The sequence below is a fragment of the Micromonospora sp. AMSO31t genome (genome assembly GCF_008868175.1).
Taxonomy (GTDB): domain Bacteria; phylum Actinomycetota; class Actinomycetes; order Mycobacteriales; family Micromonosporaceae; genus Micromonospora.
Genome location: NZ_WBKT01000009.1, coordinates 1 through 14301, shown reverse-complemented (window position 1 = coordinate 14301; position 14301 = coordinate 1). Strand labels below are relative to the sequence as shown.

General features: G+C 74.1%; 11 protein-coding genes. 6 read left to right on the top strand and 5 right to left on the bottom strand.

Going from position 1 to position 14301, the window contains the following annotated elements:
* The first annotated feature begins 341 nt into the window (after nucleotides 1-341).
* Genes F8274_RS03730 through hemB form a run of 5 tightly spaced genes read left to right on the top strand, consistent with a single transcriptional unit; the run spans nucleotide 342 to nucleotide 5976 of the window.
* Nucleotides 342-1079, top strand: coding sequence for a redox-sensing transcriptional repressor Rex (locus F8274_RS03730; RefSeq protein WP_151460853.1), 738 nt, complete (start codon nucleotides 342-344; stop codon nucleotides 1077-1079).
* Complete coding sequence (locus F8274_RS03725) at nucleotides 1076-2437, top strand: glutamyl-tRNA reductase (protein WP_151460852.1); 1362 nt, start codon at nucleotides 1076-1078, stop codon at nucleotides 2435-2437. The genes F8274_RS03730 and F8274_RS03725 overlap by 4 nt, the downstream gene beginning before the upstream one ends.
* A complete protein-coding gene (gene hemC / locus F8274_RS03720; RefSeq protein ID WP_151460851.1) occupies nucleotides 2434-3402 on the top strand; it encodes a hydroxymethylbilane synthase in 969 nt (322 codons plus the stop codon). The genes F8274_RS03725 and hemC overlap by 4 nt, the downstream gene beginning before the upstream one ends.
* A complete protein-coding gene (locus F8274_RS03715) occupies nucleotides 3399-4979 on the top strand; it encodes a uroporphyrinogen-III synthase (protein WP_151460850.1) in 1581 nt (526 codons plus the stop codon). Before hemC ends, F8274_RS03715 begins: the two co-directional genes overlap by 4 nt.
* 13 nt (nucleotides 4980-4992) lie before the next feature.
* Nucleotides 4993-5976: a porphobilinogen synthase gene (gene hemB, locus F8274_RS03710; RefSeq protein WP_151460849.1), complete on the top strand. Its 984-nt coding sequence runs from the start codon at nucleotides 4993-4995 to the stop codon at nucleotides 5974-5976.
* Here hemB and F8274_RS03705 read toward each other — a convergent pair.
* Both F8274_RS03705 and F8274_RS03700 read right to left on the bottom strand, forming a co-directional pair.
* Entirely contained in the window at nucleotides 5970-7130 is a 1161-nt protein-coding gene (locus F8274_RS03705) for a hypothetical protein (RefSeq protein ID WP_151460848.1), read from the bottom strand. The two genes, hemB and F8274_RS03705, sit on opposite strands and share 7 nt — an antisense overlap.
* Before the next feature lie 2 nt (nucleotides 7131-7132).
* Nucleotides 7133-7666, bottom strand: a complete 534-nt coding sequence (locus tag F8274_RS03700) for an RNA polymerase sigma factor (RefSeq protein ID WP_151460847.1) — start codon at nucleotides 7664-7666, stop codon at nucleotides 7133-7135.
* Between the two features lie 507 nt (nucleotides 7667-8173).
* Between F8274_RS03700 and F8274_RS03695 the strand changes: the two genes are divergently transcribed.
* Nucleotides 8174-8746 (top strand): helix-turn-helix transcriptional regulator, encoded by a 573-nt coding sequence (locus tag F8274_RS03695; protein ID WP_151460846.1) that lies wholly within the window; start codon nucleotides 8174-8176, stop codon nucleotides 8744-8746.
* A gap of 32 nt (nucleotides 8747-8778) precedes the next feature.
* Here F8274_RS03695 and F8274_RS03690 read toward each other — a convergent pair whose 3' ends face one another.
* The 3 genes from F8274_RS03690 to F8274_RS03680 all read right to left on the bottom strand — a co-directional run bounded on the left by F8274_RS03690 (nucleotide 8779) and on the right by F8274_RS03680 (nucleotide 14281).
* Nucleotides 8779-12051, bottom strand: a complete 3273-nt coding sequence (locus tag F8274_RS03690) for a lamin tail domain-containing protein (protein ID WP_151460845.1) — start codon at nucleotides 12049-12051, stop codon at nucleotides 8779-8781.
* A 94-nt stretch (nucleotides 12052-12145) separates the two neighbouring features.
* A complete protein-coding gene (locus F8274_RS03685) occupies nucleotides 12146-13162 on the bottom strand; it encodes a GNAT family N-acetyltransferase (RefSeq protein ID WP_151460916.1) in 1017 nt (338 codons plus the stop codon).
* 72 nt (nucleotides 13163-13234) lie between these two features.
* Nucleotides 13235-14281, bottom strand: coding sequence for a murein transglycosylase (locus tag F8274_RS03680; RefSeq protein WP_225853596.1), 1047 nt, complete (start codon nucleotides 14279-14281; stop codon nucleotides 13235-13237).
* Between the last annotated feature and the right edge of the window lie 20 nt (nucleotides 14282-14301).

Genomic DNA, 14301 nt, shown 5'->3' with positions numbered 1-14301 from the left:
TCTCCGGGGTGGGGTTCTCCCTACCTGCCGGAGTGACCCGCGCCTCTCCCCGACGATGACACAGCGCTACCGGGCGCGCGCGATTGGTCAGAGAAGTCGGGATTGAGCAATAATCGCCACGCGGTGCCGAGGGAGCTCCGTCTATCGATCTTGTAGGAATGGAGTGGCAGGTGGAGGCGCGTCGCGAGCTAGCAAGATCGCGATTTGTGCACCTCTTCACAAGCGCCTACTCTGTAGTTCCGACGCGCCCTGCTAGCACAGCCGGCAACATCGGTCGCCAGCGGGAGTCCCGGAACGACCGGTCACCGTCGCTGGTCGAGGATCGCACCGCACGGAGTCTCATGAGTCAGCACCGTCACCCAGGCGCGCCCGGCCGCGCCGGTGCCGTACCGGCGCTCCCGGACCTGCCCGAGGCCACCGTCGCGCGGCTTCCGGAATACCTCCGCGCGCTGCACGCGCTCGCCGACACCGGCCACGAGACGGTCTCCAGCGAGGGGCTGGCCAACGCCGCCGGGGTCAACTCGGCGAAGCTCCGCAAGGACCTCTCCCACCTCGGCTCGTACGGCACCCGGGGCGTCGGCTACGACGTCACGCTGCTGATCGAGCAGATCGAGTCGGTGCTCGGCCTCACCCAGTGCCGCTCGGTCGCGCTGGTCGGCGTGGGTAACCTCGGTCACGCCCTGGCCGGCTACGACGGCTTCGCCAGCCGCGGCTTCCGGATCGCCGCGCTCTTCGACGCCGACCCCTCCCGGGTCGGTGAGGAGATCAACGGGCTGGTCGTCCGGCACGTCGACGAGCTGGCGCGGGTCGCCGTCGAGGAGTCGATCTCGATCGGCGTGATCGCCACCCCGGCGCCGGCCGCGCAGGCGGTCGCCGATCAGCTCGTCGCGGTCGGCGTGACGAGCATCCTCAACTTCGCACCCTGCGTACTCTCGGTTCCGGAGGGAGTCGACGTGCGCAAGGTCGACCTCGCGATCGAGCTGCAGATCCTGTCCTTCCACGAACACCGCAAGGCGTCGCTGACCGCGCTCCCCGGCGGGCTCGCGGCCACCGACACCCAGGAGGCGATCGGCACGTGAAACTGCTCGTCGTCGGCGCGTCCTACCGCACCGCCCCGGTCGCCACGCTGGAGCAGCTGGCGGTCCCGCCCGCGGACCTCACCCGCACCCTGGACCGCCTGGTCGCCCAGCCGTACGTCGCCGAGGCCGTCCTGGTCTCCACCTGCAACCGCGTCGAGGTGTACGCGGCCGTCACCGGCTTCCACGGCGGCCTCGGTGACATCTGCGCGGTCCTGGCCGAGCAGGCCGGCGCCCCGCCGGCGGCGCTCGCCGCCCACCTCTACGTGCACTACGACGCCGCCGCCGTCGACCACGTCTTCCGGGTGGCCACCGGGCTGGACTCGATGGTGGTCGGCGAGGCGCAGATCCTCGGCCAGCTCCGCGACGCCTACCACTCGGCCAGCGGCGCCGACTCCGCCGGCCGGCTCCTGCACGAGCTCATGCAGCAGGCGCTGCGCGTGGGCAAGCGCGCGCACGCCGAGACCAACATCGACCGGGCCGGGCAGAGCGTGGTCACCGCCGCCCTCGACCTGGCCGCCGGCCTGCTCGACGGCGACCTGACCGGCCGGCCCGCCATGGTGGTCGGCGCCGGGGCGATGGGCTCGCTGGGCGTGGCCACGCTCTCCCGGCTGGGCGCCGGCCCGCTCACCGTCACCAACCGGGGCGCCGAGCGGGCCGTCCGGCTGGCCGAGTCCTACGGGGCGACCGCCGTGCCGATGACCGGGCTGGTCGAGGCCCTCAGCACAGTGGACATCGTGGTGGCCGCCACCGCGGCCACCGAGCCGGTCCTCACCCGCGACGTGGTGACCCGGGCGCTGGCCCGCCGGGACGCCGCCCGCGGCCCGCTGGTCCTGCTCGACCTGGCCGTCCCGCGCGACGTCGAGGAGGGCGTCGCCGCGCTGCCCGGCGTCGAGGTGATCGACATCGACCGGATGGCGGGGATCCTCGCCGACGGCCCGGCCACCGCCGACGCCGCCGAGGTGGCCCGGATCGTGGCCGGCGAGGTCGAGGCGTTCCTGAGCTGGCTGCGCGGCGCCGACGTGGCCCCCACCGTGGCGGCCCTGCGCGGGCGCGCCGACGACGTGGTCACCGCCGAGCTGCGCCGGCTGGCCCAGCGCCGCCCGGACCTCACCGACGACCAGCGCGCCGAGGTCGCCCGCACCGTGCACCGGGTGGTGCAGCGGCTGCTGCACCAGCCCACCGTCCGGGTCCGCCAGCTCGCGGCCGAGCCGGGCGGCGACCAGTACGCCGCCCTGCTGCGCGAGCTGTTCGACCTTCAGGTGCCCCAGACCTCCCCGGTCGACACCGTCCCCGACGTGGTGGAGGCGGAGATCGTCATGCCGGCCGACACCACCCCGCCCACCGGAGGTGCGCGATGACCGCCCCCCTGCGCCTCGGCACCCGGGGCAGCGCCCTGGCGATGGCCCAGTCCGGCCACGTCGCCGAGGCGCTCACCGCGGCCACCGGCCGCCCGGTCGAACTGGTCCAGGTGGTGACCGCCGGTGACCGCTCCACGGCCCCGGTGCACCGGCTCGGCGTCGGCGTCTTCGTCTCCGCGCTGCGGGACGCGCTGACCGCCCGGGAGATCGACTTCGCCGTCCACTCGTACAAGGACCTGCCCACCGCGGCGGCGCCCGGCCTGCACATCGCCGCCGTGCCGCCCCGGCAGGACCCGCGGGACGCGTTGATCGCCCGGGACGGCCGCACCCTCGCCGAGCTGCCGCCCGGCGCGCGGGTCGGCACCGGCGCGCTGCGCCGCATGGCCCAGTTGCACGCCCTCGGCCTGCAACTGGAGGTCACCCCGATCCGGGGCAACGTCGACACCCGGCTCGGCCGGGTGCTCGGCCCGGACGCCGACCTCGACGCCGTCGTGCTGGCCCGGGCCGGGCTCACCCGGCTCGGCCGCGCCGACGTGATCACCGAGACGCTCGACCCGATGCTCATGCTGCCCGCGCCCGCCCAGGGCGCGCTGGCCGTGGAGTGCCGGATCGACGATCAGGACCTGGTCGAGCTGCTCGGCATGCTCGACCACGCACCGTCCCGTGCCGCGGTCGTCGCGGAGCGGGCACTGCTGGCCACCCTGGAGGCCGGGTGCAGCGCACCCGTCGCCGCCTACGGCGAACTCGCCGAGGGTGACGCCGGTGAGGAGATCTACCTGCGCGGGGCGGTGATCAGCCCGGACGGCACCCGTGATCTCCGGCTGTCCCGCACCGGAACGCCCGCCGACGCGGCGGAGATCGGCAAGGCACTCGCCGCCGAACTCCTCGAACTCGGCGCCGACTCGATCCTCGGCCAAGAAGGACACACCGGCCCGGGGACCCAGCAATTTGGGAGCACAGAATGACCCGCACCCGTAAGCCCGTAGGCCGGATCGCGTTCGTCGGGGCCGGTCCCGGCGACCCGGGCCTGCTGACCCGCCGGGCGCTGGACGCCCTGGTCGACGCCGACCAGGTGGTGTACGACCGGGGAGTCCCCGAGTCGCTGCTGGAGCACGTCCGCGCCCAGGCCAGGCCCGATGCCGAGTTCAGCCCCGCCGAGGGTGTGCCGGGGGACGTGGCGAAGGTGCTGATCTCCGCGGCCCGGTCCGGCCAGAACGCCGTGCACCTGGTCGCCGGTGACCCGTTCGGCCACGACTCGGTGGTCAAGGAGGTGCAGGCGGTGGCGCGCACCGCCGCGCACTTCGAGGTGGTGCCGGGCGTCGGCCAGGCCGAGGGTGTGGCCACCTACGCCGGTGTGCCGCTGGCCGGCGTGCGCACCGCCGCCGACGTCGAGGACGTCACCACGCTGGACTTCGACGCGCTGGCCGCCGCCGTGGCCCGGGGCTCCCTGGCCGTCGCCGTGGACGCCGGTGACCTGGCCGCCATCCGGGACGGCCTGCTGGCCGCCGGGGTGGAGGGCACCACCGCCGTCGCGGTGACCGGTGACGGCACCGGAGAGACGCAGTACACCACCACGTCGACCGTCGACTCCTTCGTCGCGGCGGCGCTCGGCTTCACCGGCCGGGTCGTGCTCACCGTCGGCGCGGGCGTCACCGAGCGGGACAAGCTGAGCTGGTGGGAGAACCGGCCGCTGTACGGCTGGAAGGTGCTCGTCCCCCGCACCAAGGAGCAGGCCGGCGCCATGAGCGCGCGGCTGCGCGCGTACGGGGCGATCCCGTGCGAGGTGCCGACCATCGCGGTCGAGCCGCCGCGCACCCCGGCCCAGATGGAGCGGGCCGTCAAGGGCCTGGTCGACGGCCGGTACGCCTGGGTGATCTTCACCTCGGTGAACGCGGTCCGCGCGGTCTGGGAGAAGTTCGCCGAGCACGGCCTGGACGCCCGCCACTTCGGCGGCGTCAAGATCGCCTGCATCGGCGAGGCCACCGCCGAGGCGGTCCGCGCCTTCGGCATCCAGCCGGAGCTGATCCCCTCCGGGGAGCAGTCCTCCGAGGGCCTGCTGGCCGAGTTCTCGCCGCACGACGAGATCCTCGACCCGGTCGGCCGGGTGCTGCTGCCGCGCGCCGACATCGCCACCGAGACCCTGGCCGCCGGGCTCACCGAGCGGGGCTGGGAGGTCGACGACGTGACCGCGTACCGGACCGTGCGGGCCGCGCCGCCGCCCGCCGAGATCCGCGACGCGATCAAGTCGGGCGGGTTCGACGCGGTGCTCTTCACCTCGTCCTCGACCGTCCGGAACCTGGTCGGCATCGCCGGGAAGCCGCACGCGCGTACGGTTGTTGCCGTTATCGGGCCCAAGACGGCGGAGACCGCGACGGAGTTCGGCCTGCGGGTCGACGTGCAGCCGCCGCACGCCTCGGTGCCCGACCTGGTGGAGGCGCTCGCCGCCTACGCCGTCGAGCTGCGCGAGAAGCTCGCCGCCATGCCGGCCAAGCAGCGCCGCGGCTCGAAGGTGCAGGGCCCGACCGCCCTGAGGTTCCGCTGACAGGAGGTCCCTCATGTCATACCCCGAGATCCGGCCCCGCCGGCTGCGCCGCAACGCGGCCGTGCGGCGGCTGGTCTCCGAGACCCGCGTCGACCCGGCCGAGCTGGTCGTGCCGATGTTCGTCAAGGAGGGGCTGACCGAGCCGCGTGCCGTGGCGTCGCTCCCGGGGGTGCTCCAGCACTCCCGGGACTCGCTGCGCAAGGCCGCCGTCGAGGCGGTCCAGGCCGGGGTCGGCGGAATCATGCTCTTCGGGGTGCCGGCGACACGGGACGAGACCGGCTCGGGCGGCATCGATCCGGACGGCATCCTCAACGTGGCCATCCGGGACGTGATCGCCGAGGTCGGTGACGCCACCGTGGTGATGAGCGACCTCTGCCTGGACGAGTTCACCTCGCACGGGCACTGCGGCCTGCTCACCCCCGACGGCGCCGTGGACAACGACGCCACACTCACCGAGTACGCCCGGATGGCGGTCGCCCAGGCCGACGCCGGGGTCCACGTGGTCGGGCCGTCCGGGATGATGGACGGCCAGGTCGGCGTGGTCCGCCGGGCCCTGGACGCCGCCGGGCACCAGGACGTGTCGGTGCTCGCGTACGCCGTCAAGTATGCCTCCGCCTTCTACGGCCCGTTCCGCGACGCCGTCGAGTCGGCGCTCGACGGGGACCGGCGCACCTACCAGCAGGACCCGGCGAACCTGCGGGAGTCGCTGCGCGAGGTCGAGCTGGACGTCGCCGAGGGCGCCGACATGGTGATGGTCAAGCCGGCCCTGCCCTACCTCGACGTGGTGGCGGCCGTCCGGGCCGCGGTCGACGTCCCGGTCGCCGCCTACCAGGTCTCCGGCGAGTACGCGATGGTCGAGGCGGCCGCCGCGAACGGGTGGATCGACCGCGAGCGGACCATCCTGGAGACGCTCACCTCGATCCGCCGGGCGGGCGCGCAGATCATCCTCACCTACTGGGCCGTCGAGGCCGCCCAGCTGCTCCGCCAGCGCTACTGAACCCTGACGGTCAGCACCCGGGCCAGCTCCGCGACGGAATAGACCTTCCGGGGCGGGTCCGGTAGCTGCGCCCACACCACGCGGACGGTGGTGCCGTCGACCCAGGCGGCACCCCATGTCCCGCCGTCCATCAGGCCGTAGGTCGCGCCGGCCGTCGCGAGCGGCTGGTCGGCGCGGCGGTGCCCGGTGGCGGTGTCCAGAATCGCCAGCCGGTATTCCAGGTTCCGCCCGACCGGTCGGCGGTAGGGGACCGCGACCATCGTGCCGTCCGGAGAGAGCCGGATCGACGGCGCGCACTCGCCGTCCACGGTGAGGCGGGACAGCCGGTTTCCACCGGTCAGCCGGCGCACGTCGAGCTGGCAGCGGGTCATGTCGGCCGGGCCGGTGACCGACACCACCAGGCCCGCCGCCAGCGCCGCGTCACGGAACGGCAGCTCGTCGCCGGCGCTGCCCGCAACGGGGATCAGTGTCCTCTCCCGGCCGGTGGTCAGCTCGTGGGCCACCAGGCCCACACCGCCTCGGACCAGGTAGGCGTACCGCACGTCGGCGCCGGCCAGCTTCAGGCCCTGCCCCTTGACCCGGACCTCCCGGCTGATGTCGACCCGATCGTCCGCGCCCAGCACCAGGAGCCGGATCGAGAGGCCCGACACGTCCGGGCCGTCGCTCCGCCGCGTACCGGGCATGAGGTCGGTGAGCTTGAGGCCGACCAGCCGTCCGTCGGACAGCGCGGCGCTCTCCTGCCAACCGGCGGGCACCCGGTGCCGGACCATCGAGCCGTCGCTGCGCAGCTCGTCCGCGATGCCGCCGACCAGACCGATCTCCGGGCCGGCCCGGTGCGGTCGCACCGTGCCGCCCTCACCACTCAGCATCAGGCGCTGGGCCGGCGCGGGGGTCGGCGGCGGCGAGTCGGGAGCGGTCGGAGACGTCGACGGCGCGGCCACCGGTGCGGCGGGCCGGTGCTCGCGAACGAGCAGCGGCACGGCGCCGCCGGTGAGGGCGATCAGCGCCGCCAGGCCGGCCACGCCGGTCACGCTTCGGCTCCGACGCCGGGCGCGGGCTCGCCGCCGGATGGTCGCCAGGTCCGCCGGGTGCGGCCCGGTCGCGCGGGCGGCGCGGTGGACCAGCTCGGCCAGGTCCTCGGGTACGACGTCCATGGTCACTCCTCCTCGGCCAGCACGGTTCGCAGCTCGGCCAGCCCCCGGGAGAGGCGGCTGCGGACGGTGCCCTCGGTCAGGTCCAGCACGGCGGCGGTCTCGGCGGTGGAGAGGTCCAGGAGCACCCGGCAGACGATCACGGTGCGCTGGCCCGCGGGCAGCCGCTCCAGGGCCGACCGGGCGGCCAGCCCCGCGGGATCCGGGGCGGCCGTCGCGGGATGCCGGTCCTCGGCCGGCGGCCGTTCCCGGCGCACCTTCCGCCACCAGGAGGTGGCCCAGTTCAGCCCGACCCGGAAGACCCAGCCCCCCGGGTTGTCCAGCCGGCGCACCCGGTCCCACCGGGCGTACGCCCGGGCCATCGCCTCGTCGGTCGCCTCCCGGGCGACCGCGGTGTCCCCGACGGCCAGCGCGAGCGCGCGGTGGATCCGGTCCACGTGGTCCCGGTAGAACTGCTCGAACGGCAGGGGCGGGGACGTGTCGCGGTCGCGCGGCAGCACGTCCGGCGGACCGGGCGGTGCCGAGGCCTGGCTTCCCATGTCCGGTACACGCGCCGGGTACCTGTTTCGTTCCCGGGCCGTCGTGGGTTTCGAACGGGCGGTAGCGGCATTCGTGCCGGCTGGCTCGATGCACCGGTGCGGGACACGCGGACGCACACCGTCACCCTGCGTACCGAACATCCGCGACCCAGACCCCTACCCACGCCCGCTTTGCTCTGCAGCCACCGGCGCAGCGGCAACCCTGCGTGTCCGGTGCGTATGTGGCTGCAGGGCAAAGCGGGGTGGAGGGGTACGGCTACCCACGAGGAACGGGGCTCCTTTGTCCATATTGGGCCTTTCCTCAGCCCGAAGGGCTCTCACCGGCCGCCAGGTATGGTCGCGTTGAGTGACACCCGCCTTCTTGACGCTCGGTCACCGTCTCGAAGCCGGCGACAGGCGACGACGCACACCGCCGGCGGGGCCGCGGCCTGTCCACAGGCGCCGTGGTTGTCCACAGGCGGACCGGTCGGGGTCGCCGCGTCGTCGGCGGGCGAAGAGTGTGGCCGGATGAGCGACCGACCCACCCCCGACGAGCCGGCGGCCACGACCGATGAAGCCGGCGAGCCGCCCACGATGCTCACCGACCCCTTCGACATCCCGTGGCCCGCCCCGGGCATCGTTCGGGCGGTCCGCCGCCGAGCCGACGTCAGCCAGCGGGAACTCGCCCGAGTTGCCCGGGTCCATGCGACGACGATCGGCCGGATCGAGGCTGGCACCCTCACCCCGAGCATCGCCATGCTGCGTCGGATCATCGGCGTGGCCGGGTTCCGTCTCGCCGTGGTCGACGAGTTCGGCCGTGTGCTCAGTCCGATGCGGGACCGCGACGACCTGCGCGACGGCGCCGAGCGCCGATACCCGTCCCACCTGGACGTGATCGCCGACCCGGAGCCGGGGGAGTGGTGGGCCGACCTTTACGGGCTGGCCCGCCCGCCGGAGACCTTCTACCGGGACCGGGCACACCGCGACGCCCTCCGCCGGCGCAGCCAGTGGGAGGTACGGGTGGCCAAGTACCGGGGCGTGCCGCCGCCGCGCGACCCGCAGCGGTGCGGCTACCGCAACGGCCCGCCGCCCAGCTGGTGAGCCGGGCGACGGGCCGCTTCGCGGTACCGCTGTCAGTCGTCGTTGCGAATGGTGCCGATGCCGCTCACGTCGGCGAGCCGGAGGCCCGGCACGCCCGCCACGTACAGCTTGAGCTGCTCGTCCGCCTCGCGCTTCCGGTCACCGCGGACGGTCACCGGGAAGGTCAGCGACGTCTGGCCGGCGGCCAGGGTCTTACAGCCCACGTACGGGTCGTAGTCCGACCCGGCCTGCGCCGTGGTGCCGTAGGTGGTGGCGCAGATCAGGGCCGCCGCCGAGAGCGGGCGGGAGACGGTCACCGTGAACGTCATGGTGCTGGCTCCCTTGTCGCCCTCCACCACCGCCGCGTCAGAGACGCGCAGCGACGCGCGGGAGCGGAACCGGGCCACCTGCGGGTCGTGGTCGCTGGCCCCCCGGTCACCCAGGCCCTCGGCGTCGGTGGGGTAGTCGGCGTTGATGTGGGCCGTGCGGACCTGGACGAGGTCCTCGTGCAGCGGGCCGTTGACGAAGAGGTTGTCCAGCGTCTGGGCCTGCCCGTCGAAGGTGTACGAGTACGCCGACGCCGGCACGTCCGCCACCAGGTCGTCCCAGAGGTTGTGCAGGCCGGCCTGGTACAGCGGGGCGAGCTGGTCCGACGGGGTCGGATTCGCCCCCGTGGCGATCGGGTCGTCGGGGCGGGGGAAGACGTTGAGGTCACCGCCGTAGATCACCCGTGCGTTCGGGTCGGCCGCCTCGACGGCCTGCACCAGCGCCGCACCGTACGCGGCCTGCTCCCGCCGCTGCCCGACCCGGCTGTCCGGGCCGGACGAGAAGTGGTTGGTGGCCGCCCAGAGCGTGAAGTGCTCCGCCGAGCCGGGCGCCGCCGCCACGGTGAACCTGGCCAGCTGGACGGCCCGGGTGTAGACGTTGCTGCCGTCCACGCCGGTCGTGCGGTCGACGTCGGCCGGCAGCACGGCGTTGAACCCCTTCGGGTTCTGCACGTCGGCGTTCGACGGCAGGGCCGCCGAGCGGTACTGGACGGTCGGCGCCGAGCCCAGCAGCGGGTCGGTGGCGCTCGCCTGGGCGAGCGTCAGCCGGTCGGTGCGGTAGAGGAACGCCGAGGCGATGCCCCGGGCGTCCGCGCCCGTGCGGTCGTACGCCGCCGCGTAGGCGGGGCCGCCGTTGGCCGCGATGGCCAGCGCCAACTCCTGGACGGTGTCCGGCGCGCCGTCGGCGTTGTTCGTGCCGCCGCAGACCAGCTTGCCGTCGGCCACCGTGCAGATGTCCTGGTCCTCGGCCTCCTGCACGAGCACCAGGTCCGGGCTGTGCAGGGCGCCGGTGATCTGCCGCGCCTGCACGCCCAGCTTCTCGGTGTAGGCCGCCTCGCTGGCCGGCACGTAGTCGAACGGCGGGTTGACCCCGGTGCAGCCCGGGTTGCCGGCGAAGTCGCAGCCGTCGAACGGGTCGTCCCGGTAGTCGTACAGGTTCTCCACGTTGTAGGTGGCGACCGCGACCTCGCTGCCCCGGTCGGCCGGCCGCGGCGGGTTGTTCTCCGCCGGGTCCGCGCCGCCGGTCAGCGTGAGCTGCTCGGGCTGCACGCTGTACTTGCTGAACGCGTACGAGACGGCGCCGTAGGCGTCCTCGGTCAGCGTGTCGTAGGTGCGCGCCTCGGGCAGCAGCGCGGTCGACTCCCCGGCGGTCGCCTTCACGCCGCCGGCGCCCAGCAGGATCCGCTGGTTGTTGCCGTTGTCGAAGAGCGTGCCCGGGATGTCGTCCAGCGGGTGCGCGTCCCGGAACACCCGGCGGGCGTACGGGTCGGACCGCTTCATGATCGGGTCCTCGCGGTCGAGCACGTAGATCTCCGAGTCCAGGGTGGACGCGAAGATGTGCCGCGGGGCGGAGACCCCGCTGCCGGAACGGACCCGCATCCGCTCGCCCTCGTGCCGCTCCCAGAACAGGCCGGCGGCGGCCGCGTCGGCCGGCGGCCGGGCGTCCGTCACCCGTACGGCGGTGTCCACGTCCAGCCCCGAGTCGAGCTTGCGCACCAGCGAGGCGCTGGAGAGCTGGGTCTGGTTGAAGTACTCGGAGACCCGCCCGCGCAGCACCACCTCGTCGCCGACGGTCGGGGCGTAGCCGCCGATCAGCGTGGTGAACGAGCCCATGAAGACGAAGATGCCGTCCGAGGTGAGCGCGTCGCCGTCCTCGGTGCCGGTGCGGCTCTGCAGGTAGAAGCCCCACTGGTCGGCCCCGGCGGAGGTGCGGGTCAGCGACTTCTGGGTGATGACGCCGCGGACGTCGTAGAGCAGGGAGCTGGTGCCGTTGCCGCTGGCCGGGGCGAGCGGCGACCGGTCGGCGCGGCCGTCCTCGTCGTCACCGGTGCGGCCCTGCACCTCGCCCACCGACAGCACGGCGGTGGCCTGCACGGTCAGCGTGCAGGTCGCGGTGCCGCCCTCGGCGTCCGTCGAGGTCACGGTGACCGAGTAGGCGCCGGCCGGGAGGCCGGTGGCGGTCAGCGTGGCCGTGGCCGTGCCGCCGGCCGCGGCGGCCGGCGTGAACGCGGTACGGCTGATCGAGCCGGCCGACGGCGCCGGGTCGACCGTGGTGACCGCGAGGTCGGTGACGGTGTCGTCGGCGTCGGTGGCGGTGACCTGGCGGGTCGCCGTGGCGCCCGCCTCCACGATCAGCGTGCCGCCGCAGGTCAGCGTGGGTGCCTGGTCGACCGGGCCGCCGTCGTCGATGCGGTGGCTGCCCAGCCCGTCGACGGTGTCGGTGGCGAAGCCCTCCCACTGCACGGCCGGGTCGAACGCGTTGGACGGGTCGGTGTCGCCGGTGCTCACCGTGGGGAGCCGGCGCAGCGTGTTGTCGGCGGTGCTGGTGAGCCCGGTGCCCCACTCGCTGCCCGGGTCGACGCCGACCTGGCCGATCGAGTCGACCACCGTGGTGCCCTTGCGCAGCACGATCGCGTCGTCGCCGTTGTAGAGCGAGCCGCCGTAGGTCTGGTCGGCCTGGGCGAGGATCGCCGGCGCGGCCGCCGAGGCGGCGAAGACGAAGACGTCGCCGGCGGCGACCGTGCCGGTCAGCGGCACGTTGGTCGAGGTGGTGGCGCCGTTGAAGAAGAGCTGGAGCTGGTAGCCGGCGGCGGCCAGGTCGATCGGCGCGCCGGTGCCGTTGTAGAGCTCGACGGCCTTGTTGTTGGACGAGCCCTCGACGTACTCGGAGATGAACAGGTCGGTGGGCGCGGCGCTGGCCGCGGGGGGTGCGATCCCGATGGCCGTGACGGAGACGGCGGCGGTGGTCGCGAGCGCGGCTAAGGTGCGGCGCGGGCGCATGGAGCCTCCACGATGGGTGGACAGGAACTAACGCACGTTAAGGGCCGTTCCGGTCCGCCGTCCATCCCCCGGGCAGCCGTTTGATGAATATCCGTCAGCGCTGGCTGTCGAGCCGATGCACCAGCTCGGCCACGTCCACGCTGTATTCGCACCAGTCCCGGTCGGGGCGGTAGCCCAGCTCTGCGTTGACCTTCAACATCGCCTCGTTGGCTTGCGCGTTCCAGGTCTGCACCTCGGCCAGCTCGGGCTCCGCGGAACGCAGCTCCAGCAGCATCCGGGCCTTGATCGCGCGGTCGATGCCGTAGCCCCGGTGGTCGCGGACCACGATCGTGTCGTACTGGTCGGCCCGGGTGGGGTGCTGCGCCGGCACCACCACCTCGGTGAGCCCGGCCACCTCGCCGGTCTGCTCGTGCAGGGCCAGCACGATGTAGGGCTTCATGCCCCGCCGGTGCAGCGTGTCGAGGCTGTCCCGCAGCCGCTGGGGGTCGTAGGAGCTGGGCCGCAGCTCGCCGTCGTCCACGTCGCGCACCTCGGCCTTGGCCCGCGCGTACGCCTCGATGAGGTCGTCCGGCGGCCCGCCCGGGCAGAACTCGACGTGGTAGCCGGCGCCCACCTCGGTGGCCATCTCGGCCAGCACCGGCCACTCCACCGCGCCCAGGTCGAGCACGCTGCGGGTCTCGACGTATTCCCTGGTGAAGCCGAGCGCCTCGTAGAACGCCACGGCCGGGGTGTCGCCGACGACCTCCACGCCGATCGACTGGAAGCCCTCGTCCCAGACCCGGCGGGCGGCCACCCGCACCAGCTCACGGCCGAGCCCGCTGCGCCGCAGCGCCGGGTGCACCAGCACCTCCAGCACGCCGATGCCGCCGAGCAGCAGCACGTGCACGTGGCCCAGGATCGCGCCCGGCGTGCCGTCGGGGGCCGGATCGGCCTGGTGGACCCAGGAGATCCGCCGTTCACCCGGCATCACCTCGGAGAGGTATTCCCGCATGGAACTCTCCCGCCAGGGCGGATCCTGCGGCAGGTCGGTCGCCAGCACCGCGTTCAGCGTGTCCAGGAGCGACGCGATCTCGGCGGACGACGCGGTCCGAGGGTCCCACTCGCGCACCATCACCCGTCTAGCTTGCCGTCAACGGCAGCCCGGGGGAAGGGTTCAGTCCGCGAATGTATGCAACCGGTCACGTCACGTACCGCTCAGCCGTCCGTACTCGTCGGCCTTGTTGAAGACATCCTGGGCGTAGCGGCGCACATCGTTGTAGGACAGGATGGCGCCCCACCAGTCGCCCGGGATGGTCATGTTCCGGCCGCCCGTGCACAGGTAACGGCCGGCGGCCAGGGCCGCGTCGTCGATGTCGTGCGGGTTCTTGACGCCGTCGTTGTCGGCGTCCGCGCCGATCTCCTGCCAGGTGCCGGGGATGAACTGCATGGGGCCGAGCGCCTTGTCGTAGACCGGGTCGTGGTCGAGCTGCCCCCGGTCGGTGTCGAGGATCCGGGAGCGGCCGCCCTGCCCGTCGAGCGGGGCGCCGACGATCTCCGGTGCGGCGACCCCGTCGGGCCGGAGGGTGGCCTTGTTGGCCGCCCCGTGGCGGGACTCGACGTAGCCGATCGCGGCCAGCGTGGTCCAGCTCAACTGGCAGCTGCGGTTGGTCTGGGCGAGCACCAGCTCGGCGTAGCCGTACGCCTGCACGGCGACCGGTGGGATGCGGGTGGTCGCGCTGACCTGCTGCGCCCAGCCGGCCAGCGCGTCGGCCGGGCGGCCGGGGAGCGGCGGGCCCACCGGACCGGTCGGTGTGCCGCCGGGGACGGCCGTGCCGGTCGGGCCGACCGTGCCCGGCAGCCCGGTCGCGCCGGGGCCCACCGGCACGCCGGTCGCCCCGGGCACCACGCCGGCCTGGGGCACGCCCTGGACCGGCGCGTTCGTGGTGGCGTCGACGGCCACCGGCTGCGGCTTGCGGACCGCCGTGGGCACCAGCACCGCGCCGGCCGTGGCGGTCGCCGCGACCAGGGCGAGCAGGAAGAGGCCGGGCAGGGTCGTGCGCCCGCTGGGACGGCGCGACCAGGCGCGGGTGGCCCGGGCCGCGCCGGCGGCGAGCTGCCGGGGCGGCGGCATCCGGACGGCGTGCGCGAACGGCACCCGCCGCCGCCGACCAGCCGCCGGCTCACCCGCCGGACCGGCCTCCGCGCCGACCGGCTTCGCCTCCGGGTCGCCAGGCTCTGCCTTGTCGTCCACCGTCGAGTCGACCGGGCCCG

Coding starts and splice junctions, on each gene's coding strand:
- F8274_RS03730 (WP_151460853.1), top strand. CDS start 342: ATGAGTCAGCACCGTCACCCAGGCGCGCCCGGCCGCGCCGGTGCCGTA.
- hemC (WP_151460851.1), top strand. CDS start 2,434: ATGACCGCCCCCCTGCGCCTCGGCACCCGGGGCAGCGCCCTGGCGATG.
- F8274_RS03715 (WP_151460850.1), top strand. CDS start 3,399: ATGACCCGCACCCGTAAGCCCGTAGGCCGGATCGCGTTCGTCGGGGCC.
- hemB (WP_151460849.1), top strand. CDS start 4,993: ATGTCATACCCCGAGATCCGGCCCCGCCGGCTGCGCCGCAACGCGGCC.
- F8274_RS03705 (WP_151460848.1), bottom strand. CDS start 7,130: ATGGACGTCGTACCCGAGGACCTGGCCGAGCTGGTCCACCGCGCCGCC.
- F8274_RS03700 (WP_151460847.1), bottom strand. CDS start 7,666: ATGGGAAGCCAGGCCTCGGCACCGCCCGGTCCGCCGGACGTGCTGCCG.
- F8274_RS03695 (WP_151460846.1), top strand. CDS start 8,174: ATGAGCGACCGACCCACCCCCGACGAGCCGGCGGCCACGACCGATGAA.
- F8274_RS03690 (WP_151460845.1), bottom strand. CDS start 12,051: ATGCGCCCGCGCCGCACCTTAGCCGCGCTCGCGACCACCGCCGCCGTC.
- F8274_RS03685 (WP_151460916.1), bottom strand. CDS start 13,162: ATGGTGCGCGAGTGGGACCCTCGGACCGCGTCGTCCGCCGAGATCGCG.